This is a genomic window from Nocardioides sp. TF02-7, assembly GCF_022437945.1.
In the GTDB taxonomy this organism is placed as follows: domain Bacteria; phylum Actinomycetota; class Actinomycetes; order Propionibacteriales; family Nocardioidaceae; genus Nocardioides.
On the sequence record NZ_CP092535.1, the window covers coordinates 2,397,057 to 2,418,666 of the forward strand.

General features: G+C 73.4%; 24 protein-coding genes and 2 pseudogenes. 11 read left to right on the forward strand and 15 right to left on the reverse strand.

Annotation, left to right across the window (positions count from 1 at the left end; translation table 11 throughout):
• The first annotated feature begins 2 nt into the window (after window positions 1–2).
• The 5 genes from MF408_RS12310 (at window position 3) to MF408_RS12330 (ending at window position 3,648) form a co-directional block, all read left to right on the forward strand.
• Window positions 3–341 carry a hypothetical protein gene (locus MF408_RS12310; protein ID WP_240247947.1) on the forward strand — a complete coding sequence of 113 codons (339 nt, stop codon included), beginning with the start codon at window positions 3–5 and terminating at the stop codon, window positions 339–341.
• Window positions 331–684 carry a hypothetical protein gene (locus MF408_RS12315; protein WP_240247948.1) on the forward strand — a complete coding sequence of 118 codons (354 nt, stop codon included), beginning with the start codon at window positions 331–333 and terminating at the stop codon, window positions 682–684. Before MF408_RS12310 ends, MF408_RS12315 begins: the two co-directional genes overlap by 11 nt.
• A gap of 68 nt (window positions 685–752) precedes the next feature.
• The gene (locus MF408_RS12320) at window positions 753–2,933 is read left to right on the forward strand and encodes a hypothetical protein (protein WP_240247949.1); all 2,181 of its coding nucleotides are present in this window, start codon (window positions 753–755) and stop codon (window positions 2,931–2,933) included.
• A complete protein-coding gene (locus MF408_RS12325) occupies window positions 2,930–3,127 on the forward strand; it encodes a hypothetical protein (protein WP_240247950.1) in 198 nt (65 codons plus the stop codon). Before MF408_RS12320 ends, MF408_RS12325 begins: the two co-directional genes overlap by 4 nt.
• Window positions 3,124–3,648: a YbjN domain-containing protein gene (locus MF408_RS12330; RefSeq protein WP_240247951.1), complete on the forward strand. Its 525-nt coding sequence runs from the start codon at window positions 3,124–3,126 to the stop codon at window positions 3,646–3,648. The genes MF408_RS12325 and MF408_RS12330 overlap by 4 nt, the downstream gene beginning before the upstream one ends.
• Before the next feature lie 13 nt (window positions 3,649–3,661).
• On the opposite strand, the gene MF408_RS12335 is transcribed toward MF408_RS12330, so the two are convergent.
• From MF408_RS12335 to MF408_RS12370, 8 genes and pseudogenes are all read right to left on the reverse strand, one after another.
• Window positions 3,662–3,841 carry a hypothetical protein gene (locus MF408_RS12335; RefSeq protein WP_240247952.1) on the reverse strand — a complete coding sequence of 60 codons (180 nt, stop codon included), beginning with the start codon at window positions 3,839–3,841 and terminating at the stop codon, window positions 3,662–3,664.
• A 408-nt stretch (window positions 3,842–4,249) separates the two neighbouring features.
• A complete protein-coding gene (locus tag MF408_RS12340; protein ID WP_240251894.1) occupies window positions 4,250–4,858 on the reverse strand; it encodes a phage tail protein in 609 nt (202 codons plus the stop codon).
• A complete protein-coding gene (locus tag MF408_RS12345; protein ID WP_240251896.1) occupies window positions 4,855–6,018 on the reverse strand; it encodes a putative baseplate assembly protein in 1,164 nt (387 codons plus the stop codon). The genes MF408_RS12340 and MF408_RS12345 overlap by 4 nt, the downstream gene beginning before the upstream one ends.
• A gap of 34 nt (window positions 6,019–6,052) precedes the next feature.
• Window positions 6,053–6,799 (reverse strand): annotated as a pseudogene (locus MF408_RS12350) (putative baseplate assembly protein); the annotation flags it as partial.
• Between the two features lie 14 nt (window positions 6,800–6,813).
• Window positions 6,814–7,251, reverse strand: a complete 438-nt coding sequence (locus MF408_RS12355; protein ID WP_240247953.1) for a GPW/gp25 family protein — start codon at window positions 7,249–7,251, stop codon at window positions 6,814–6,816.
• A complete protein-coding gene (locus MF408_RS12360; RefSeq protein ID WP_240251898.1) occupies window positions 7,251–8,951 on the reverse strand; it encodes a phage baseplate assembly protein V in 1,701 nt (566 codons plus the stop codon). Before MF408_RS12360 ends, MF408_RS12355 begins: the two co-directional genes overlap by 1 nt.
• Window positions 8,893–9,690, reverse strand: a complete 798-nt coding sequence (locus MF408_RS12365) for a hypothetical protein (protein WP_240247954.1) — start codon at window positions 9,688–9,690, stop codon at window positions 8,893–8,895. The genes MF408_RS12360 and MF408_RS12365 overlap by 59 nt, the downstream gene beginning before the upstream one ends.
• Window positions 9,690–9,866: a hypothetical protein gene (locus MF408_RS12370; RefSeq protein WP_240247955.1), complete on the reverse strand. Its 177-nt coding sequence runs from the start codon at window positions 9,864–9,866 to the stop codon at window positions 9,690–9,692. The genes MF408_RS12365 and MF408_RS12370 overlap by 1 nt, the downstream gene beginning before the upstream one ends.
• A gap of 1,809 nt (window positions 9,867–11,675) precedes the next feature.
• Here MF408_RS12370 and MF408_RS12375 point away from each other — a divergent pair.
• Complete coding sequence (locus MF408_RS12375) at window positions 11,676–12,149, forward strand: hypothetical protein (RefSeq protein WP_240247956.1); 474 nt, start codon at window positions 11,676–11,678, stop codon at window positions 12,147–12,149.
• Between the two features lie 378 nt (window positions 12,150–12,527).
• On the opposite strand, the gene MF408_RS12380 is transcribed toward MF408_RS12375, so the two are convergent.
• The 7 genes and pseudogenes from MF408_RS12380 to MF408_RS12410 form a co-directional block, all read right to left on the reverse strand.
• A complete protein-coding gene (locus MF408_RS12380) occupies window positions 12,528–12,803 on the reverse strand; it encodes a phage tail protein (RefSeq protein WP_240247957.1) in 276 nt (91 codons plus the stop codon).
• 191 nt (window positions 12,804–12,994) lie between these two features.
• The gene (locus MF408_RS12385; protein WP_240247958.1) at window positions 12,995–13,171 is read right to left on the reverse strand and encodes a DUF6760 family protein; all 177 of its coding nucleotides are present in this window, start codon (window positions 13,169–13,171) and stop codon (window positions 12,995–12,997) included.
• A 151-nt stretch (window positions 13,172–13,322) separates the two neighbouring features.
• Complete coding sequence (locus MF408_RS12390; protein ID WP_240247959.1) at window positions 13,323–14,153, reverse strand: phage tail protein; 831 nt, start codon at window positions 14,151–14,153, stop codon at window positions 13,323–13,325.
• Window positions 14,154–14,202: 49 nt separating this feature from the next.
• On the reverse strand, window positions 14,203–15,774 hold the full coding sequence (locus tag MF408_RS12395; RefSeq protein WP_240247960.1) for a phage tail sheath subtilisin-like domain-containing protein: 1,572 nt from the start codon (window positions 15,772–15,774) through the stop codon (window positions 14,203–14,205).
• A gap of 157 nt (window positions 15,775–15,931) precedes the next feature.
• Window positions 15,932–16,320, reverse strand: a pseudogene (locus tag MF408_RS12400) (DUF4280 domain-containing protein).
• A 19-nt stretch (window positions 16,321–16,339) separates the two neighbouring features.
• Window positions 16,340–16,816 (reverse strand): septum formation family protein, encoded by a 477-nt coding sequence (locus MF408_RS12405; protein WP_240247961.1) that lies wholly within the window; start codon window positions 16,814–16,816, stop codon window positions 16,340–16,342.
• Window positions 16,809–17,036, reverse strand: coding sequence for a hypothetical protein (locus MF408_RS12410; RefSeq protein WP_240247962.1), 228 nt, complete (start codon window positions 17,034–17,036; stop codon window positions 16,809–16,811). Before MF408_RS12410 ends, MF408_RS12405 begins: the two co-directional genes overlap by 8 nt.
• Before the next feature lie 732 nt (window positions 17,037–17,768).
• Here MF408_RS12410 and MF408_RS12415 point away from each other — a divergent pair.
• The 5 genes from MF408_RS12415 to MF408_RS12435 are packed head-to-tail and all read left to right on the forward strand — an operon-like array spanning window position 17,769 to window position 21,608.
• A complete protein-coding gene (locus MF408_RS12415) occupies window positions 17,769–18,317 on the forward strand; it encodes a hypothetical protein (RefSeq protein ID WP_240247963.1) in 549 nt (182 codons plus the stop codon).
• A gap of 41 nt (window positions 18,318–18,358) precedes the next feature.
• Window positions 18,359–19,696, forward strand: coding sequence for a carboxypeptidase-like regulatory domain-containing protein (locus MF408_RS12420; RefSeq protein ID WP_240247964.1), 1,338 nt, complete (start codon window positions 18,359–18,361; stop codon window positions 19,694–19,696).
• Window positions 19,647–19,934 (forward strand): carboxypeptidase-like regulatory domain-containing protein, encoded by a 288-nt coding sequence (locus tag MF408_RS12425; protein ID WP_240247965.1) that lies wholly within the window; start codon window positions 19,647–19,649, stop codon window positions 19,932–19,934. The genes MF408_RS12420 and MF408_RS12425 overlap by 50 nt, the downstream gene beginning before the upstream one ends.
• Before the next feature lies 1 nt (window position 19,935).
• On the forward strand, window positions 19,936–20,865 hold the full coding sequence (locus MF408_RS12430; protein WP_240247966.1) for a hypothetical protein: 930 nt from the start codon (window positions 19,936–19,938) through the stop codon (window positions 20,863–20,865).
• Window positions 20,862–21,608 (forward strand): carboxypeptidase-like regulatory domain-containing protein, encoded by a 747-nt coding sequence (locus MF408_RS12435; protein ID WP_240247967.1) that lies wholly within the window; start codon window positions 20,862–20,864, stop codon window positions 21,606–21,608. The genes MF408_RS12430 and MF408_RS12435 overlap by 4 nt, the downstream gene beginning before the upstream one ends.
• Window positions 21,609–21,610: the final 2 nt, after the last annotated feature.

Here is a 21,610-nt window from a genome sequence, read left to right on the forward strand (position 1 = left end):
CGATGACCACCTTCGACGAAGCCGTCCGAGCCTGGCGCGAGGCGTCGTTCCCGCGCGGGACGGTGGACGACGACCTGGACGACGCCCACTCCGACCTCGCCCTCTACGACAGCTGGGTCGCGGAGTCGGTGCTGCCCTACGCCGACGGCGGCGAGTGGACGCCGGCGGTGCCCGACGTCCTCGGCGAGCTCGACCGCTTCACCAAGCGGGTCGAGGAGCTGCGGGCCGCCGGCACCGACGACCCCGAGGCGGCGGCGTCCTACCTGGCCTACGCGGCTCTCCTGCGCGACGCGTACGAGGCGTTCCTGCGTGACGGAGGGGGAGAACCGGGTGGCGACTGAGCGCCGGCGCCGGAGGACCGGTTCCCCGCTCCGCCAGCCGGTCGAGGAGGAGCGACAGCGGACGTCGGTCACCGTCGACGACGGTCAGCACGTCACCGGGGTCTCCGTGGCGGTCGACCTGGCACAGCTCGCCCGCGGGCCGCGGGTCTCGGTCGCCGGTGGCGGCAGTGGTCGGATCCGGCCCGCGGCCGACTCCCAGGCCGGGCTGCTGGGGACTGCGAACGGCCTCGGCCAGCGCGGCGACGGCCTCGTCCGGCGCACCGTGTTCGGGAGGCTGACGGACAAGGTCCGGGGAAGCCCGACGCGGAGCGGCAGGCGAAGAAGGAGCGCGAGCGGCAGCTGAAGGAGGCGAAGGCCGACCTCAAGGCGAAGGACAAGAGCGCCCGCTCGGGTGCGGCGACGATCAACGCCTTGAACCGGCACGTCGGCGACTCCATCAAGGAGGAGTACAAGGGGAACCTGACGGTGGGGCCGGACGGCGTGCCGATGAACGCCGACCCGAACTTCATGCCCGCCGACCTCAAGCGGCTCTCCAAGAAGCTGGAGGACGTCCTCGGGCAGGAGAAGGCGATCCGCGAACGCCTCAAGGACGACAAGCCGGCAGCGGACCAGGAGGTGGAGGAGCTCTGGGCGCACCCGATGTGGATGGACGTCCGCCCGTTCCGGCCGTTGCGCTACGACGACTTCGACCAGGCGCTCAGCGAGGCACGGCAGGAGGCGCTCGAGGACCGGGCACGCGAGCACAGCGACGTGGCCGCCTGGTTGACGGCGAACGAGGCGACCCTGGGTGTCACGACGAAGCCGAAGGACGCCGCGAAGAAGGTCCAGGAGCAACGTGAGCTCGAACGACGGCGGGCACGGGCTGCGGGGCTCGGCCGCCAGGAGGCTCAGGGGCCGGCGGTGCAGGAGGCGCAGCCTCCTCAGTGGTTGGCGGCCAGGAAGGCTCCCCCTGCCAGGCCGACGGACCAGCAGCCTGAGGTCGTCCACAAGGCACTCAAGGACGAGCACGGCCCCAGCGAGAGGCTCGCGGACGCCAAGAGCGGCTTCAAGGACGCCGGCAAGGCGTTCAAGATGATCGGCAAGGCCGAGAAGGGGGCACAGAAGGCGGTCGTCGGCACCGCCGGCATCAGCGAGGGAGACGGCACCGTCGGCGGCGAGCTCGCCGAGCGCACGGCGACCGGCCTGGGTGGCGTCCTCGGCTTCGTCTCGAACGTGCTGTCGCTCATCGAGCAGCTGAAGGACATCAAGAAGGGCGTGGCCGACCCGGGTGCGAAGGTCGAGGCCGCCCGGACCACCCTCGGGGCGCTGTCCTCCGGGAGCTCCGTCACCCGGACCGGGCTGAAGGCCACCCGCAAGGGGATCGAGCAGTTCGGCAACGCGGGCAACGCCCACTTCGCGACGATGGCCCAGGACGGGCTCCCCGTCGTCGGGATCGTGACCGCGGTGCTCGGGGCGATCGACAACGCGCTCGAGATGGTGCAGGTGACCGACCGGCTGACGGCCGGTCGTCTTTCGCGCGACAACGCCCTGCTGGAGAGGAAGGGGCCGTTGGTCGCCGCCATCAGCAGGATCAACTCGCGCAACGCCCAGCTGATGGAGAAGGCCTGCTTCGCCCTGGCCAAGAACGTCACCATGGCCACCGCCAACATCGGGACGATCGTGACCGCCGGCGGCCTCGGCTTCTTCGAGGCCGCCAAGGTCGGGACCAAGGTCGTCGACCTCGCCCACACGTTGGGCCACAAGGTCTACGACCTGGCCGACGAGAGCCGAGCCGCGACGGCGAAGAAGGCGTTCGGGGTCCTGCACGAGGAAGGCGCGTCGCGCGACGTCCTCAAGCACGACATCGGGTCCTCGATCGACGTGCTGCTCGTGGCCGCCAAGAAGCACAAGATGAAGTACGCGCGCACCATGCTCCTCGACTACGGCGTGCACGAGGAGGAGATCGACGGCATGCGGTACCACGAGCTGCGCGAGCGGGTCCTCGACCGGCTCGACGCGGAGGGCGACCCCAAGACCGTCAAGGAGAAGGTGGAGGAGAAGGCCGCCAGCATCTCCGAGGCCCTCGGCAAGAAGCCCGACAAGAACCCGGTGCCCGAGTGGAAGAAGGTCCCGAAGAGCACCGGGCAGAAGGTCCGGGAGAAGATCGGCAAGATCGGCAAGGTCGGCGAGAAGGTGGCGGAAGCGCCCGGGAAGGTGTGGGGGAAGGTCACCGACACGGTCGACGACCTCCGGGCGCAGCACACCGACGCGGTGAACCTGGTCAACAAGAAGAACGAGCTGGGCTACAAGGGGCGAGTCGGACCGCGGGAAGGGGTCGGTGCTGAAGCACTTCCTGCGCGGCCAGGACAAGTCCGAGAAGTCGTACGCCAAGGTCCGTCACGAGATGGTGGTGCGCGAGCACGGCGACGGGCCGTCCCAGGAGTGGGGCACGTCGCGGATCAGGATCGGTGCCAACCGGCAGTCCGCCGCGTCGGTCGCGGCGACCGCGGTGACCGGCGCCGCCATAGGTGCAGGAGCCGCTGGTCAGAGGTTTCCGCAAGCGGATGGGTTCCGGACGAGTGCGGACGTCAAGGCACGCAGGAAGGCGCGTGAGGAGCTGGAAGAGGGTCCTGAGCAGAAGCGCGGTCAGCAGTTCGACCCGGCGTTCGCGAAGCGGGGTCGACCAGGCGTCGCTGCCGGAGATCCACGAGCTGGTCGCTGCGTTGACGAAGGGCGAGCCGTTCTACGAGGGCAACCTGGAGTACGCCTACGCGGCGGCGCGGCGCCTGGCCGGGGTCGGCAGGTGACCGCGGACGCGACCCAGGCCGACGCACCGCGGGGCGGACCGATCCAGCGGGCCGCCGCCCAGGTGTACGCCGATGGCGGCTGGCCGGTGACCGCGATGGAGGACGGCAGCGGGTTCACCGCCACCATCGAGGGCACCGACAGTGCCTGGTCGGGGCTGGCGATCACCGACGACGACCACGACCGGTTCGTCTTCTACTCGCTGTCGCCGGTCAACGCGGCGCCGGAACGGGTCCCGGCGATGGCGGAGCTGCTGCACCGGATCAACCGCGGCCTGGTGGCCGGGACGTTCGAGCTCGACGCGGACAGCGGCGAGGTGCGGCTGCGCACCGGCATCGAGCTGATCACCCTGCCGCGGTCGCTGCTCGACGACGAGGAGCTGCTCCGCGCGATCGTGCAGGACCTCTCCGCCGCCAACGTCGAGCTCTTCGACCGCTACCTGCCAGCGGTCGTGGCGGTCGCCCTCGGCGCCGACCCGGCGCCGGTGGTCGCCGAGATCGAGGCTCCCGACGAGGACGAGTAGGGCACGAGCGCGCTCAGCCCTGGGCGACCCACCACCAGACCAGCAGCCCGGCGACGACGGCGGTCGCACCGAGCAGCAGCCACAGCCACAGCAGAGACCGCTCCGCGGGCGGCGGCTCGGGGGCCGGGGGCGGCGGAGCCGGGGCCTGCGGCGGGGGCGGTGCCTCGACCACCATCGGCAGCCCGCACCGCACGCAGGTCGTCGCCGCGAGCGGGTTGGCCTCGCTGCAGTGGGGACAGGGGACCGATGCGACGGTGACCCGGCCGGCGGTGCCGGGGGAGCCGGCGGAGGGTCTCGGCGGCGGTGTCGCGGTCGCCGAGCTGGATCGTCGAGGGCGTCCAGAACAGCGGGTAGTCGCAGCGCACGCAGAAGTCGCGGGCCTCGCGACGGGTGAGGGTGGCCTCGGCCCGGGTGCCGCACTCGGGGCAGGTGACCGCCTCGGTGCGCGGCCCGTGCGTCTGCTCGCCGGGGGCGGTGGTGGGGGGGAGGGTCCCGGTGCTCGCCGCGTCGGGTCCACCCGGGGGTCCCGGGGGCTCGGGCGCCGGCTCCGGCAGCGGGTCGGTCAACGGATCGGGGTCCGGTCCCCGTCGGAGCGCCTCGGTCATCGCACGTCCCCGTCGGTCCGGTCGGTCCGGTCGCTGCGGTCGGACGTCCAGAGCAGCCGGTCGCCCAGGTAGAGCTCGCTGCGCACGTGGGCGGGCACCTCGTCGCGGACGACCTCCACCAGCTCCGGCTCCGACAGGAGGCCCGCGTCCGCCACCGTGACCCGCACCCAGGCGGTGTCCGCGGGCGCCTCGCCGTCCCGCCAGACACCGCCGCCCTCCTCCAGGTGCACCTCGCCCCCGGTGACCAGTCGCAGGAAGGTGCGCAGGCCGTGGGCGGTGCCCCGCCAGGCGAGGGTCTGCGCCGCACTGGCCACGATCCGCCGTTGCAGCGTCTCGGGCAGCGAGTGGTCGAGCGAGCCGAGCCCGATCCAGGAGCCCAGCCAGCGCACCGTCTCGGGCGGTGCCACGCCCAGGTCGGGCAGGTGCTCGATCAGGTCGGCGTCCTCGAGGAGGGTGGTGCCGACGTCCTGGAAGATCGAGACGAACCGGACGAAGAAGTCCTCGCTGCTCATCGACACGGGGAGCTGGTCGACCATCCAGGTGGGGCTCCGGCGCGGACGGGCGCGCGCGTCGGAGACGCGGGCCACGAGCTGCGGGGAGGTCATCGCACGACCACCTGGGGCGCGGCGGACAGGAACAGCGACTGCCGGTCGAGCCGCACGACCTCCTTGGCCGTGCCGAGCCGGCGTCCACTGCGCAGGTCGTACTCGAAGAGCAGCGTCTCCTCGACCCGGGCGACGCCCTCCACCGCCTCCAGCAGCTGGGTCACCGCGGCGCCGTTGAGGTCGGCCTCGAAGGGCCACCCCGTTCCGTCCGGGCCACCGACGAGGGGGTTCACGAACCGGCTGATCGCCTCGACCGCGCGCTGCTGCACCAGCGCCGGCGGGCGCCCGGGCTCGGCGTGGACGAGAGCCACGACGGAGACCCCCTGGTAGTACGGCGTCCCGATCTCGACGGCGGTCCCGACGATGCGGTGCACGTCGAGGTGGCGGGTGATGGCGTCGGAGAGCGTCGGGGTCAGCGCGTAGTCGTCGAGCGTGTGGCCGACGACCTCCCCGCGGACCCGCGGTACGACGAGCACGCGGACCGCGCCGTTGCCCCGGTCGGCGCTCCGGCAGCGGGCGCGCGCGACCTCGGTGGACGCCTCCAGGGTGAGCCGCTCGTAGTCGTCCGCGGTGACCGCGCGGCGACCGGTGCGCAGGGTCAGCGGCGCGCGCTGCTTGGCCTCCTCCACCGACTCCGCGTCGACCCCGCCCCGAGCGGGGGACAGGTTGACCACCCCGGTCACGTACGGCAGCGAGGTGCGCAGCACGGTCAGGGTCTCGGGCCCGACGTTGGCCGCCCGGCCACCGCCGGTGCGGTAGCCGGTGACCTTGACCCAGGCACCGTCGCGCGGGATCGCCCCGTGCTGCCGCACCGAGCCGTCGGGGTAGCGGATCCGCGGACCGAACCGGACGGTGCCGGTGCTGCTGTCCCACACGACGTGCCGGTCCTCGGGCCCGGAGCCCGAGAAGTCCTCGACCTCGGTCCAGGTCGTCGTCCGCCCGTCGTCGACCTCCACCACCTCCCCCGCCTGCCGGGGCAGCACGGGGGCGTGGCCGACGGTGAACGCCTGGCCGGGCGACCCGTCGCTGCGGCCGAGCTGCTCCCCGGGCAGCCGCTCGGCGTGCTCGGCCCCGACGGTCCCGCCGAGGGCCGAGGCGGTCACGGCGCGAACCCGGGGCGAGGCCCGGTAGGTGGGCTGTCCGGCGCGCGGGGCGAGCAGGCGGGCCCGAAAGCCAGTACGCCGCCAGGTTGCCGATGGCGCTCGGCTGGTGCTCGACCGGCACCATCAGCGAGAGGGCGCCGGCGCGGTTGAGGCCGCCCGTGGAGTCCTCGAAGACCCGGCAGGGGATCCAGCCGTCGCCGTTCCAGACCTCCCACGCGATGGGCGGGCTGGTCGGGTCGACGCCGATGCCCTCGGCCTCGGCGTCGACGTCGACCTGCAGCACGACGCCGGCGAGGCTGTCGCGGAAGCCGAGGCAGAAGGTGTCGCCGGGCGTCAGCTCCGGCGACGCGAAGCAGCGGACCCCTTCGGGGTCGAACCGGACGTCGTCCCACACGTCCACGACGTTCCGCCCACCGTCGCTGACGGTCATCGCGGCGTCGAGTCGGGGCGGTGCGATCACCAGCTCCTCGGTCGTGCTGAACACCACGGTGTCGGCGCCGGACGTCGCGGCGGTGGAGACCTCGGTGCCGACGGGGACGGTGATCGGCACGTCGAGCACGGTCGAGAGCCAGAAGGTGAGGTCGGTGCGCGCGACCGAGGGCGGGAACGGCTCGATGCCCACCAGGTTGAGGAAGTGGGTGTAGAGCCGGTCGGGCACCTGGTTGACCCGGTAGAGCACCATCTCGCTCATCCAGGCGAAGAGCTCGATGAGCGCCACCCCGGGGTCGGAGACGTTGTGGTTGGTCCACTCGGGGCAGTACAGCGGGATCAAGCGCTTGGCCTCGTCGACGATGTCCTGGAACGTCCGGTCGTCGAGGTTGGGGGCGGGTAGCGGCATCGGGCGTCCTCGGCTCACTCGGCGTCGTGCGGGATGACGTAGAACGGGTAGACCAGGTTGCGACGGTCGTTGGTCGAGCGCACCCGGTAGGTGACGGCGATCCGCACCAGCGATCCGTTGTCCGGGTCCGGGGTCGGCACGACGTCGTCCACCTCGACCCGGGGTTCCCACCTGGCCAGCGCGTCGCGGACGTACTGGGCGATCAGGCCCAGCAGGTTGCCGGTGACCGGCTCGAAGAGCAGCTCCCAGATCCGGCACCCGAACTCCGGCCGCATCAGCCGCTCACCCGGTGCGGTCATCAGCACCAGGACGATCGCCCGGTCCAGCGAGTCCGGACCCTCGGCCATCTCGATGGCACCGGTCTGGTCGACGCGGAGCGGCCACCGGAAGCCGCGCCCGACGAAGGAGTAGTCCTCGGCCGGGGGGCGCTGGGGGCGGGGCAGGCTGCTCATCAGTTGATCGCCACCGACGCGCCCTTGACCGCCGCGATGCCGCCGGCCTGCACGACGACCGAGCCGTTGCCCTTCACCGTCGCGGTGGCCCCCTCGACCGACACCGGTCCCTCCGCCTTGACCGTCGCGGTCCCCTTGGCCGCCACCGACAGCATCATCGCGTCGACCTCGATCCGGACGCCCTTGATCTTGATGTCGCCGTTCTTGAAGAGGCTGATCGACGCCTGGCCGGTCGTGAGCTCGATGTCGCCACCGTGCGACTCCACCGTGAGCTTCTTCGTCGGCCCGTGGAGCGCGACCTTCATCTCGCCCTTGCCGTGCCGCAGCAGGAGCTGGTCGTTGCCGTCCTCGTCGACCATCTCCAGCGTGTGGCCGGTCCGCGACGTCAACCGGCGGACGTTCACCTTGGCCTTGTTGGGAGACAGCAGCCGCCCCAGCTCGGGCTGTTGCCTCTTGCCGCTGAAGAGAGCGCCGATCACGACGGGGCGGCGGACGGAGCCGCCCTCGAACGCGACCAGCACCTCGTCGTCGACCTCGGGCAGGAAGGTGGCACCGCGCTGCTGCCCGGCGTCGAACGTGGCGACCCGGGCCCACGCGGTCTGGATCTCGCCGGAGGTGTGCTCGAGCACCGGCAGCTTGACGCGCACCCGTCCGTAGCCGTCGGGGTCGTTGAGGTCGGTGACGACGCCGACCAGCACCCCGTCGACCCGCGCGTCGGAGCGGCCCTCACCCGCGGCCATCGTGTCGACCAGGCCCCGGGGACGGTGACTACCGGTCTGGAAGACGGTGTGGAAGCCGCGGCGGTCGTAGACGTGCTCGACCCGGGTCACCAGGTACCGCCCGGACGACGGCCCGACCCCCTCGGCCTCGACGAGCACACCGGGCCGGATCCGCGGTTCGACCGGCGTGGTGCCGCGCGCGGTGACGGCGTCGGCCTGGGCCGAGACGGCGACCGCCTTCGCGAGCAGCTCCGCCTCCGCGTGGGACTCCGCGCCACCGGCGTTGGTCACCACCGGGCCTGCGAGCGTGGCCCTGGCCGGCCGTACGAACTCGGACTCGGGGCTCGGGTGCTTGTCGCTCCTCGCCTCGAGGTGGGTGCCACGGTGCGGGTCCCAGCCCCGCACTTGGACGTGCTTCGGCTGGCCGCGGGTCGCGCGGATCGAGAACGTCAGCAGCGGGACGACGACCGACCCGTCCCCACCCGGCCCGACTCGGACGGGCTGCCCGTCGTCCGGGCCGACGTCGTCGATCCGCACCACGTTGGGGTGCTCGTACCGCCAGACGGCGTTGGCGGCACGGACCACCTCGTCGAGGAAGGCGAGGTTCGAGCCGAGCTGCAGACGGTAGACGTCCGGGGTGCTGGTGAACCCGGAGGCGCTGCACCGCAGCCGCAGACCGTTCTCGTGCACCACCTTGGTGAGCACGTCGGTGGTGGTCTGCATCTCGAAGGTCCGGGTCCCGCCGGTGCGGGCCAGCTTGGCCGTGGGCTCGTCCACCGTCACGACCAGCTCGGGGACGTGTTCGTGGGAGTGGTCGAGGCTCACCGCGCCGACCTCGCCGTGGAACAGCGTCACCCGGTCGATGCTGACCGTGACCTGGTTCTCGATCTTGAACAGCTCCGGCGTGGACAGCTGGTAGCCGTCATCGGCGAAGCGCAGGGTGAGCCGGCCCACCAGGTTGAGGGCGACCTCGACGCGCATCGAGGAGAGCAGGTCGAGCTGCTGGCGGGTCAGCGGCTGGCCGTTGACGGCGATGTCGAGCGAGACCAGGAAGTCCTCGCGCTTCACAGCGCCTCCCGCGGGATGTCCAGCAGCGAACCGGGACGCAGGGCGAGCGGGTCCTCGACCCCGTTGGCGGCGGCCAGGCGGCGCCACTGCGTCGCGTCGCCGTAGTAGCGCGCGCTGATCCGGTCGAGCGTCTCGCCGGGCTGGACCCGGTGCACGCGGCTCGGGCGGGGGTGCCCGACGTCGGGTTCTGCGGACCGAGCGCGGTCGAGCTCTCGTACTGCCTCAGCTCGAGGTCGATCTCCGCGCGCAACGGGACACCGCCGGAGGAGAAGTAGGTGAAGCTCAGCCGCAGGTCGGAGACGACCGCACGGAACGAGTGCAGGTCGCCCCAGTGGAACACGACGGTCGGCGGACGGGCGTTGTTGCGGTCGGGGTCGGCACCCGGGAGGTCGGGGTCGACGTCCATCAGCTTCATGATCTTGCCGGTGTGCCTGGTGACGGGCGAGCCGTCGGCCGTGGTGTCGAACCAGAGGTGCATCCGCATCCAGCCGCCGGCCGCGCCGGCGTACTGCAGGCGGGAGACGCCCTTGCCAGGCATCGGGTTGGCGACCCAGCTGTTGCGCCGACCGACGCTGAGCGACTCGGGGTTGTAGAGGCACGGCACCCGCTCGCCGCCCTCCAGCTCCAGGTAGGCCTTCTCCAGCTCGGGCACTAGACCACCCGCCAGTCGTGCCGTCCGCGGCGCTCGAGCTCGTCGACCACCCGCTGCTCGATCCGCTCGACGACGGCGTCGACCAGCCGGTCGAGCACGGCGCCGTGGGACTCCCGCTCGACGGGCGGTGCAGCGGGGTCCTCGTCCAGCCCCGCCGTCGTCCAGGGGTCCGGCACCTCCCGCCCCCCACGGGTCGGCCGGCGGTGTGGGTGGTTGGCCGGGCAGGGGGGAGCGGCGCTCGGGCACTCCGCCGGTGGCGGGGACCAGGCCACCGGTCGGGGTCTCGTGGAACATCGGGGGACCTCCCGCGGCGGGATCGGAGGCGCGGCCCGGGGGTGTCCCAGGGCCGCCGGCGAACAGGTGGGCGGTGCGGTCGACGAGGGGGCCGGCTCCGCTGCGGAGCCGGTCGACCTCCCGCGCGGCGGCCGGCGCGGCCGGACGACCGAGGCCTGCCGGGACGGGCTGGCTCGGGGAGACGCCGATCGGGCCGGAGCGGGGCGGGGCGACCGGCAGTTGACGAAGCACCGAGGCGGCCGGTGAGCCGGCTGGGTCGGCGGCGACGAGGCCCGGAGCGACCGAGAGGCCTGGGCCGACCGGTCCGGCCGGAGCAACGGGCGAGCCCGGCGCAATCGTCGAACCCCCTGGGGTCAGCGGCGCCCAGACGCCCCCGAAGCCGGCGGCCGTCGGCTGGCCCGCGGCCGGCAGCGTGCCTGCGACCGGACCGGGCGCCGGAGCCGCTTGCCGGCGAGGAGCGCGCGGTCGGCCCGCCGGCCGCCGCCGGCGGCCGCGGCGGCGCCGGCGGACCGTGGCCGGCGGGGGCCCACCGACGCCGACGGCGGAGGCCTGGGGGCCCGCCGTCGCGGACGGCTCCGGGTCGCCGTCGGTGCGCGCGGACCCGGAGGCGGGGCGTCCCGGCGCCGTCGGGGCGGACGGCGGGAGAGCAGCAGCCCACGGCGCGGTTCCCTCCGCGGCGCGCCGGCGGACCTCGGCGAGCGGACCAGGGGCCCTGCCCGGCTGCGGAGTGCCGGGGACCGGAGCTCCAGCCGAGGCGGTCGAGGAGGCCGGGTCACCGGGGACCGCGGGGTCCGCTGCGGACGCCGCGAGCGACGACGGCGAGGGGACCCGGGTGGCTGCTGCCCCGGTCATCGGGCTGAGCGTCGCCGGACGGATGGGTGCGGCGGGGCCGAACCCGGTCGCCAGGGACGCCTGCCGTCGGCCGTGGCGGGAGTGACGCCGGACCACCATCTGGTCGGGCATCGCGATCGGCGTCGTGGTGGTACGAGCGGCGGCGCCGCTCGAGCGTGGCTCGGCGCGGGCGCGCCGGCGCACGGTCTGCCTCTGCGGAGGGGCGGTCGTCGTCGCCCCGGGGCCGGCGGGGGAACGGGCGGTGCGCGACCCGGGCTCGTCCGCCGCTGCGAGGGCACCACCCCCAGCGAGGGCACCCGCACCGACGGGTCCCGTGCGGGGTGGGGTGTCGGCGGTGCCGGACGGGACGACGGAGCCCTCCGCCGCGGCGGTGGGCCCGACGCTCGGGACCGTGGTGGCGCCCGGGGCCGCGGGGGGCGCTCGGCGACGGCGTCGCTGCAGCCGCCGGGACCGCTGAGGCCACCTCGGTCACGGCGGCGACCGACACCGTGCTTGCTCCCGGCCGGCTGCTGCGGGGGGTCGGGCAGCAGGGGGGCGGTTCCCCGGGAGGGCCGGGGCCCGGTCGAGGAGGCCGACCGTCGCCGCGTGGACCGCCGTCGCGCTCCCCCAGCGCGCGGCGCGGGACCGAGCCGCTCGTCCCCGGCAGGACGGAGGGGCTGCGGCGGAGCGCGCGGGCGAACCGGGTGGGTGGGGTCGGGAGCCGCCACGGTGCGGGCGGTGCGGTCGCCGCCGACGCGACGGCGAGCGGCGAGGCGGGTGACGTCCCTGCGGGCGTCGCCGGTGCGGCGGAGGAGGCGGCCCCGCCGGTCGACCGAGCGCCCACGACGGACCGTCGGACGGTGGGAGCCGCGCTGCCGGAGGTGACCGGGGCGACGGGGGCGCCGGGGGCGCCGGGGGCGCCGGGGGCGCCGGGCGCACGGCCGGTGCTCGCCGTCGGCCCCCTGCTCGCGCTCGACGCCGGTCCGACGGCGGGGCCGGCCGGAGGTGCCGGGGACGAGGGCTGCTCGGGGGCCGGCGTCCGCGCGGGGACCGACGGCGCGGTGGCAGGGGTGACGGGCGGCCTCGGACTGCCCTGCGACGCCGGCCGCGACGGGCTCGAGCTGGTCGACGGGGACAGCGAGGGTGACGGGGACGACGAGGACGACGACGAGACCGGCGCCGGTCTCCCCGGCTCGGCCGGTCGGGGCCGGGCCGCCACCAGCCGTTGCCGGTCGCGCTCGGTGACGAGCGAACCGGAGGCGCTGACCTCGGCGTGCCGGCGGACCCTGGCCTCCACCGAGGTCAGGGTGGAGAGCATGCCGCCGGGTGTGTAGCTCTGCTCGTCCTCGACCGCACGCGCCGCCCGCGGCAGACCGCGCGCCGGGGAGGTCGTCGACGTCGACGCTCCTCGTCCCGGCGAGCCAGGCGGAGCGGGACGGTGCCCCCTCGGGACGACCCGCGTCCTCCCGTCCGGTCGACGGGCTCCGGGTCGGCGGGACCCACCAGCGTGGCGGGGCCACGTCGCCCCCGCCGGTCTCCCCGGGCCCGCGGAGCGCGCGGCGGATGTCGACGGGCCGCCCGATCGAGCCGGCGAACCGCTCGACGGAGCGCGCCAGGCTGCCGACCGGCCGGGGGAGGGGCCTGCCGGGCGGGGGGGCCGGGCAGGCGCAGCCGGTTCGCCGCCTCGCGGCCGAGCCGGGTCGGGTCGTCGCTCACCGCGCCTCCCGGGCCCGGAACCCGTGGTGGGTGATCTCGAGCTCCTCCTCGAGCGGATCCGGACGGGCGACCGAGAAGTCGGGCCCCCGCCACCGCACCGGGAAGACGTCGATGAGCTCCCACGACCGGAGCCGGGCGCCGGTCGTGTCGAGGGCCGTGACCGCCCCGGTCGAGCGGGTCAGCTTGTTGTCGGCCGCCGCGAAGCCCTCGCCGGAGCTGCGGTTGAGCCACTCGAACAGCGCGTTGCTGTCGGTGAGGCCCCGCCGGAACACGACGTGGGGGCCACGTCATCCGACCCGGCACCCGGTGGGAGAAGGAGTTCTGACCGCCCTCCGCGAACTCGTGGACGGCGACGGTCACCTCGAGGCCGTAGACCTCGCGGAACACGCCGATCTCGGCCCCGTCGAGCTCGAAGAGGAACCGATTGGCCGACGGGAGGTCACCCCCGAGCAGCTCCAGGCTGCTACTGGACACTCTCGCGCACCGCCTCCCACGCCCGCTCGTTCAACGCCGCCACGGCACGCACCATCCGCACCCGGTCCATGTGCTCGAGGTCGAGGATGTCGTCCATCCGCCAGTGCAGGTGGTAGGCGAGGTAGGCGATCTCCTGCCACAGGGCGTCGGTCGGGTAGCGGAGCATCGGTCAGCCGCTCTTTCGGGGAAGCTCCTCGACGGCGTGGCGCAGGCCGGGACGGGCGCCGGCCGCCGGCGGGGGGGGCGGCCCCTCCGGCGCCGGCGGCTCCTCCTCGGCAGGGGTGTGCTCGGCGGTCGGCTCGGCCGGCTGTGGCTGGTCACCGACGAGCCGGGTCGTGGCCTGCGCCTGCACGAGTGCGTCGAACTCCTCCTGGTTGCCGAAGTTGATGACGCCGTAGAAGTCCTGCAGGTAGGCGAGGTCGACGGCGAAGAGCCCCCTCGACCTCGTGCATCGTCACCATCGGGAGGTCGCCCAGACCGGTGATCACCCGACTCAGCACGAGCACGGTCAGCCGGGGGTCGTCCGGACCGGAGATGCGGGGGTCGCGGAGCGGCTCGAGCTCGTCGCGAGCCGTCGCCAACCGCATCGTGCCGGTCCGGTGCACGCGCCCGTCGTCGTCCACGTACCCCCGCGGGAGCGTGAACTCGTAAGCGGTGCGCAAACCGCTCACTTGACCCGGGCGAGCGTCTCGACGACGAGCGTGATCGTCTCCCTTGACGACGTCGTTGGACTCGACGGACAGCTGGTCGGTGGCGATCTTGCTCGGCCAACCGTTGGTGAAGTTGAACCGCGAGATCTCGGTGTTGGTCGAGTCGTAGAGCACGATGGAGCCGTTCTTGCGCTGGTCGCTCCGGTCACCGAGCTTGATGCCCTTGTCGCGGATCGTGTTGAACCAGCTCCAGACCTGGTCCTGCGACATGTCCGGCGGCGCCATCCGGACGAGCTGCAGGTCGGGCGCCTTCGTGGCCGTCCCCACGGTCTTGACGACCTGGACCTTGCCGCCGGGCCCGACCTGCTCGGTCGAGACGACGTCGACCTCGAGGTCGAGGCCGGAGACACTGCTGAGGATCGTGATGGCGCCGCCGTCGACCTCGAGGAAGAAGTTTTGGGAGACCATCGGGTCGGTGTTGATCAAAGAGTTCGGCATGTCCGCTCCGTACTAGTTCTCTCGTGGGCTGGTTGCTGGTCGCCGGGCGTCAGGCCGCGGACTGCTTCTTCTGGCTGATGCGGAACACCACGAACTCGGCGGGCTTGACCGGCGCGATGCCCACCTCGACGACCAGCAGGCCGGCGTCGACCGACTCCGGCGGGTTGGTCTCGGCGTCGCACTTGACGTAGTACGCCTCGTCGGCACTCGCTCCGAACAGTGCGCCGGCGGACCAGAGACCGCGCAGGAAGCCGTCCAGGGTGCGCTTGACGCCCTCCCAGAGCGTGATGTCGTTGGGCTCGAACACGGCCCACTGGGTGCCCTCGAGGATCGACGCCTCGACCATGTTGAACAGCCGGCGGACGTTGATGTACTGCCAGTCGGTGTCGGACGCCAGCGTGCGGGCGCCCCAGATCCGGATGCCGCGGGTGCCGAACGGCCGGATGCAGTTGATGCCGATCGGGTTGAGCAACGACTGCTCGTTCTGGGTCACGTTGCGCTCGATGTCGAGCACGCCGCGCATGGTGTCGTTGGCGGGGGCCTTCCAGACCCCGCGGGTCTCGTCGGTGCGCGCCCAGACGCCGGCGACGTGGCCGGACGGCGGGATCAGCACCTCGCGGTCGCCGTTGACGCCGATCGGGTTGTCGACCTTGATCCACGGGTAGTAGAGCGCGGCGTAGGCGGAGTCGTACATCGCGACCTCGCTGCGCCACTCCTTGACCTGCTGGGGGGACATGCCCGGAGGCGCGTCGAGGACGGCCATCCGGTTGCCGTGCTGCTCGCAGTGGGAGATCAGCGCGGTCTGGACCGACTTCCACATCCCGAGGTCGATCACGCCGTCCTCACGGGTGGCGGCCGTGACCAGGTCCGGGACGATCACCATCGTGACGTCGTCGGCGACCGCGAGGCCGTTGATGCCGGCTCGGGCGGACTCGGAGCCTGCGAACTTGCGGCCCGTCACGGGAACCGGCACCGGCGCGGCCTTCGCGAGCTCGTACACGCCGGGGCGGATCAGCTCGAGCTGCCCGGACAGGTCGACGTCGTCCTGGACGAGCAGGTCGACCTTCACCCGGGTCGAGGTCCCGTTGACGGCGGCGGCGACGCCGCCCTTCCCGCCGGAGAGGTCGAGGCCGGGGAAGGACTCGACCGGCTCGCCGCCCTCGAGGACGGTCATGGTGAAGGTGGTCGGAGCGGACTCATCGTCCCCGGTGTCGTCGGTGCTGATCTCCACGGAGATGTCGGCGTCGGGCTCCAGGCTCTCGACGGCGACCGGGAGGCCGAGGGCGCGGTCGCTGGCAGGAAGCTCGACGCGCGCCGGCTGGCCGGCAGGCTCGGTGTTGGGGACCCGGCAGATGTAGGCCACGCTCCCGCCGTTGGCGAAGTATCCGTAGACGGAGAGGGGCAGGACGCAGCCGGGGGCGAAGCCGCCGTAGAGCGACTCGAACTGGCTCCAGCTGGTGACCAGGCGGGGCGCGAGGCCCTGCGGGTCGTCGGGGTCGTCGGCAGGGGCTCGCTCGGTGAACCCCACGAACGCGGCGACGGCGGTGGGTGCTGCCGAGAGCACCTTCTGCGAAGAGACGACTTCTTCGACGTAGACGCCCGGCGCGGTGTAAGTAGGCATGGCAACTCGCTCTCGGTGAGAGGGGGCTCGGGGGATGGCTCGCTGCCCTGCATCGTGCACTGCCACGGGACGGGGGGTGAGCGAAACCACAAATTTGCTGGATTTTCCCGGCCTGACCGGAGCGCTTCCGGCGCACAGCCCGCGACCGGCCCGGAGATCAGGTCGCGGTGGCGTTGAACTGGCCGGGCGCCACCACCTGGACCACGCCGCCCCAGGCGCAGGTCGTGGTGCACCCGGTCGCCAGGACGGGGAGCCCGCTCACGGTGGTGGTCGGGGCTGCCGGCGTCCAGGAACCGACGTCGCCGGGACGCAGGGCATCGGTGTCAGCACCCCCAGCGCGGCGGCGGTCGCGCTGGCCACCGAGGGGTTGGCGAGCGACGTGCACATGCCGAATGGCTTGATGTTGACCATCGGCACGGTGTCGGTGATCGTGCCGATCGGCATCCCGCCGAGGGTGCAGCGCTTGACGGGCAGCACGGTGAGGCTGCTCGGTGCGAGCCCGAAGCTGCAGCTCAGCTGGGCGCCGTGCACCACGACCTGCCCCATCACTCCACCGACTTCCCGGTCATCGGGCAGTGCCCTTCACGGATCCCTCGATCGGCTCGCCCGCGGCGGTCACGAGGCACAGCACGTCGCGGTCGTCCTGCTCCCAGCTGCGCGGCGACGGCAGGAGGTAGGTGAAGTACAGCGCGGAGTCGAGGTAGTCGACACCGACGTAGTCGCGGAACTCCTGCGCGCAGTGGCCGTCGGCGAACGCCGAGAGCGCGTCGTCGCCGGGGAAGGCGTCGTCCCCGCCGGTGAACGGCACCACCGCGTACGCCTCCTGGTCGTGCGGCTCGGAGCAGGGCACCGACTCCATCTCGTCGACCTGCGCCTGGACCTCCTCCGGGGCGAGGAAGCACATCCCGGGCTCGGCGTCGAAGACCGAGGTCCCGCCGTCGTCGTCGCCGCCGAACAGGCCGCAGCCCGCGAGCAGCGGCGCCACGGCGGCGACCGCCCCGGCGAGTGCGGACAGCCGGGCCCCGGACCGTCGGTCAGCCATCGCGGTCCTTCCGCCTCGCGAGGGGCGCGATCCGCTCGACCGCCGGCGCCTGCGTCTCCCAGTCGAAGGTGTCGGCAGCCACGGTCGCCCGCAGCTGGACCGCCGGCCGGAGGGTGCCGCCGAGCGCCTGCCAGAGCTCGCGCGTCGGGTGGCGGTCGTCGCCGAGGGCGAGCCGCACGCTGGAGGAGAGCTCGGAGGGCGTCAGCTCGGGGGGAAGCACGTCGATCCCCCGCGACCACGCTCACCAGGTCGCCGAGCAGCTGGTGCTCGTCCCGTGGTCCGCCCGCCCAGGTGCTGACCAGGTAGCTCAGCTGCACCATCGGCTGCGGCCGCCGCATCCGGCGGGTGGCGTCGTCGGCGACCGGGACGACCGGCGACCGGGAGGGGGTCGGTGCTGCGCTGGACGTCGTAGAGGAACAGGTTGACCGTGATCCGGGTCTGGCGGGCCGCCCACTCCTTGTCGGGCGCCGCGAAGGGAGACGTCGCCGATGTCCTCGCTCAGCCCGAGCCGGACACGCACCAACCGCTCGAGTGCCGTGTCGGTGTGGCTGATGAACACGATCGGGTCGCCTCTTGCTCGGCCGGTCGGCCGGATCCTCGCCCGGCTCCGCGGGCAATCTAGCCCCGGCCGACGAGGCTCGGAGGTGGTTCGGGGAAATGGGTCGCCGGTCGCGGCGGGAGTCGGTTTTTCATCAATTTTGCTGCGCGGCCACGTGGCCGTCCCTACGATCCGAGAGCCAACAAGCCGTGCGCCGACGGGCCGTGCACGAGCGTGCGTCGTCCTCCCCAGGTGACCCCATGCAGGTTTCCACCCCGCAGCGCGAGATCGCTGCTGCCCCGGGCGCGGAGTCACGGGTCCTGGTGAGGGTCGTCAACACGACGACGATCATCGACGGGCTGACCGCCCGGCTGATCGGGGGTCGGACAGTCGGAGGTCCGCTCCGAGCCCGCGATGCTCCCGCTGTTCCCCGACAGCGAGGGCGAGTTCGCGCTCGCGTTCGCGGTCCCCGGCGACCAGCCTGCCGGACGGCACCCGCTCACGGTCGAGGTGCGCTCCCACACCACCGGCGCCGTCCACCACGCCGACGTCGACCTCGACGTGTCGGCGCGCCCCGGCATGCGGGTCGTCCGTGAGCCGCGGATGGCCCGTGCGCGCCGTACCGGCCGGTTCGTGCTGGCGGTCGTCAACGAGGGGAACGTCCCGCTCGACGTCTCGCTCGCCGGCGTCGCCAACGATGCCGGCACGACCGTGACCTTGTCGTCGACGCTGGTGCGGGTCGCGCCCGGCACGACCCGGTCGGTGATGGCGAAGGTGCGGGGGGCCGCGGATGTTCACCGGCTCCGAGGTGGACCGGACCGTCGGTGTCGACCTGGTCGCCCGGGAGGCCCACGGCGCCGTGCCCGAGGGGACGGTCCCCGGGGTCGAGGCGGATCCGGTGCTCGTCGAGTCGACCTCCCTCCAGCTGCGCCAGCGTCCGCTGGTGAGCCGGGGGGCTGCTGACGTTCCTCGTCCTCGCCGCGATCGTCGCGCTCTGGGCGGCGGTGTTCCTCTTCGGCCTGGTCAACGTCTTCGCCGGCGACCCGCTCACCAAGACCGCACCGCCGTCGTACTTCAACCTAGCGAGCGCCAGCACCGACGGCGCGGACGACGCCGGGGACGGCGCGGACGGCGCCGACGGCGGCACCGGGCCGGCGTCGGCGCTGCCCAAGACCGGCCTCCTCCCGCCCGGGGTCGGGGGTCAGATCGCGGGGACCGTCCACGCCGCGAGCGACGACTCGCCGGTCGGGCGGATCCTCGTCATCGCCTACCGCGAGGGACGCGGCGGCCGGCTGGTCCCCGTCAGCTCCGGTGCCACCCAGAGCGACGGCTCCTACACGCTGGCGGGCCTGTTCCCGACCGACTACCGCCTGAAGTTCTCGGCCAAGGGCTACGACGAGGTCTGGTACCCGGACGCGCGGCGCGCCGGCGGCGCGGAACCCGTGACGGCCGAGGCGCAGACGTCGGTCGGGCCCGTGGACGTCACCATCGACGGGCAGCAGGGGAGCATCTCCGGCGTCGTCGAGCAGGGCGACACCCAGCCGGTCCCCACCCAGGTGACCGCACGCCTGCTCGACGGGTCGGAGGGGACGACGCCGGCCGCGCGGACGGTGACCGACGCCGACGGCGGCTACGAGCTCACCGGCCTCCGTGCCCCCGGCACGTACGAGATCAGCTTCGTCGCCGACGGCTACCGGGCCGCGTCCGTGGTGCAGCGGCTCGCGGGCGGCGAGGACCGCATCCAGCCGGCAGTGGTGCTCAGCGCCGGCGGCGGCGAGGTCAGCGGCACCGTCCGCGGCGAGGACGGCCCGCTCGGAGGGGTCACCGTGACGACCGACGTCGGCGGCCAGCCGGTCTCCGTCGTCACCCCGACCGCGGGCACGGTCGGCGCCTTCTCGTTGCAGGACCTCCCGACCCCGGGCACCTACGTCGTCACGTTCTCCGCCGAGGGCTACGGCGAGCACGTCGAGATCATCGACCTCGGTCCGGGCGAGAGCCGCACCGGCTTCGACCAGCGGCTCGAGGCCGGCTCCGGCAGCGTGACCGGTGTCGTCCGCGGCCCCGGCGGCAAGCCGCTCGGCAACGTGGAGGTCGTGGTCGGCGGCGCCGTCACCACCGAGGGCACCGCGCCGACCTCGACGACCCTCACCACCGGCAGCGTCGGCAGCTACGCGCTGAACGACCTCCCGGTGCCCGGCGACTACACGCTGACCTTCACGGCCCCCGGCTTCGCACCGGAGACCCGTCCGTTCAGCCTCACGGCCGAGGACCCGTCCGAGACCCCTGGACCCGGTGCTGACCACCCGGCTCGGCGGTCTCACCGGCAGGATCACCCGGGGTGACGGGAGGTTGCTGGTCGGCGCGACGGTCGTGGCGAGCAACGGCATCGAGACGTTCCGGACCACCTCGAGCGGCCGCGGCGGGGCGCTCCCGGGCGGCGGCTATCTGATCCCCGGCCTCAGTCCCGGCTGGTACAGCGTCACCGCCACGCTGCCCGGCCACCGGCAGCGGACGGCACTGGTGCGCGTCGGCCCCGGCACCCCCACCTCGCGCGACCTCGCGCTCAGGAAGGGGGACTGACGTGCGGGTCACCGTCAGCCCCGAGCGGCTCGAGGCCTCGCCCCGGGCGCCGCAGCCGGTGGCGATCACCATCACCAACGTCGGGAGCGTGATCGGCGGCTACCAGGTGCGGCTGCTCGGTGCCGACCCGACCTGGGTGGAGCTCGACGACGAGCGGATCTCGTTGTTCCCCGACGAGTCGCGGACGCTCACCGCGACGATCACCCTCCCCGAGGGCCTCGCCGCCGGCGAGCGGCGGATGGCGGTGCAGGTGCGGGAGCTCACGCCTCCCGAGCGCAGCACGGTCGAGGAGTTGGTGCTCGTCGTGCCCGAGGCGCCGAGCACGCAGGTCCGCGTCGACCCGCCCACCCAGTCGGTCGGCCGGACCGGTCGCTTCAGCCTGCTGATCGACAACAACGGCAACACGCCGGCCCGCGGTTGGCTCGCCGGCGACGACGCCGAGCGCAAGCTGCGCTACCGGTTCGACCCGCCCACGGTCGAGCTCGCCCCCGGGGAGAGTGCGGTCGTCGACATGCGCGTGCGCGGGCGGCGGCCGTTCGTGGGCCAGCCGGCGCTGCGGAGCCTGAGCCTGCACCTGGTGGACGGACCGCTCCCCGGAACAGGCTTCCGGTCGGGACGCGCCGCCACCGCCGGATCCCGAGAGCCAGCCGGCCGCGACCGCGGCGATGGTGCAGTCGGCCGTCGTCTCCCGCGGCCCGATCGGGCTCGTCGGTCTCCTCGCCGCGCTGACGGTCTTCGCACTGGTGATCACGATCGCGCTGTCGCGGATCGTCGGCCAGTCGGTGGCCGACCGCAACCTCGCCCTCGAGATCGCGGCGGACGACGGCTCCGCGGCCAGCGCGGGCAACTCCGCGGTCACCGGGACCGTCCGCCTGCTGACGACCGGCCGTCCCCTCGACGGTGTGACGGTGAGCGTCTTCGCCGTCGGTGACGTGTCCTCCCCCGCTGGCGACGAAGGCCACCACCGACCGGGGGCGGTACCGGGTCGACGGCCTGCCCGCGGGGGAGTACCTCCTGTCGTTCCGGGGCGCCGGCTTCGAGCCCCTGTGGTACCCGCAGGCGCTCGTCCCCGACAACGCCGAGCCGGTCGCCCTGGAGGCGAGCCACCGGATGACCGGCGTCGACGTCGCCCTCGGCGGCACGCCGGCGACCGTCAGCGGTGTCGTCGAGGGCGAGGACATCAGCGACGCCGTCGTCGCCCTGCGCACCCCGGCCGCGACAACGGTGACGACCGTGGGAGGTGCGACGCCCACCGCCCCGGAGGACGGGGCCACCCTGCAGACCATGCCGGTCGCCGCCGACGGCAGCTTCTCCTTCGGCAACGTGCCGTCGCCGAGCGTGTACGAGGTGGTCGTGACCAAGGAGGGCTACACGACCGCGACCCAGCGGGTCGATGTCGGGGGCCGGCGAGGAGCGCGACGGCATCGAGATCAACCTGGTCCGTGGCAACGGCATCATCACCGGCGAGGTCAGCTCCGGCGGCGCACCAGTCGGCGGCGTCACGATCACGGCCACGGCCGGGGAGTCGTCGGCGACGACGATGTCGGTCAGCGAGGACGGCAGCTTCACCCTGCGCAGGCTGCCCCACGCCCGCGACGTACACGCTCGTCGCCAGCAAGGAGGGCCTGGCGTCCCAGACGCTCAGCGTCACCCTCGCCGACGGCCAGGAGCTGACC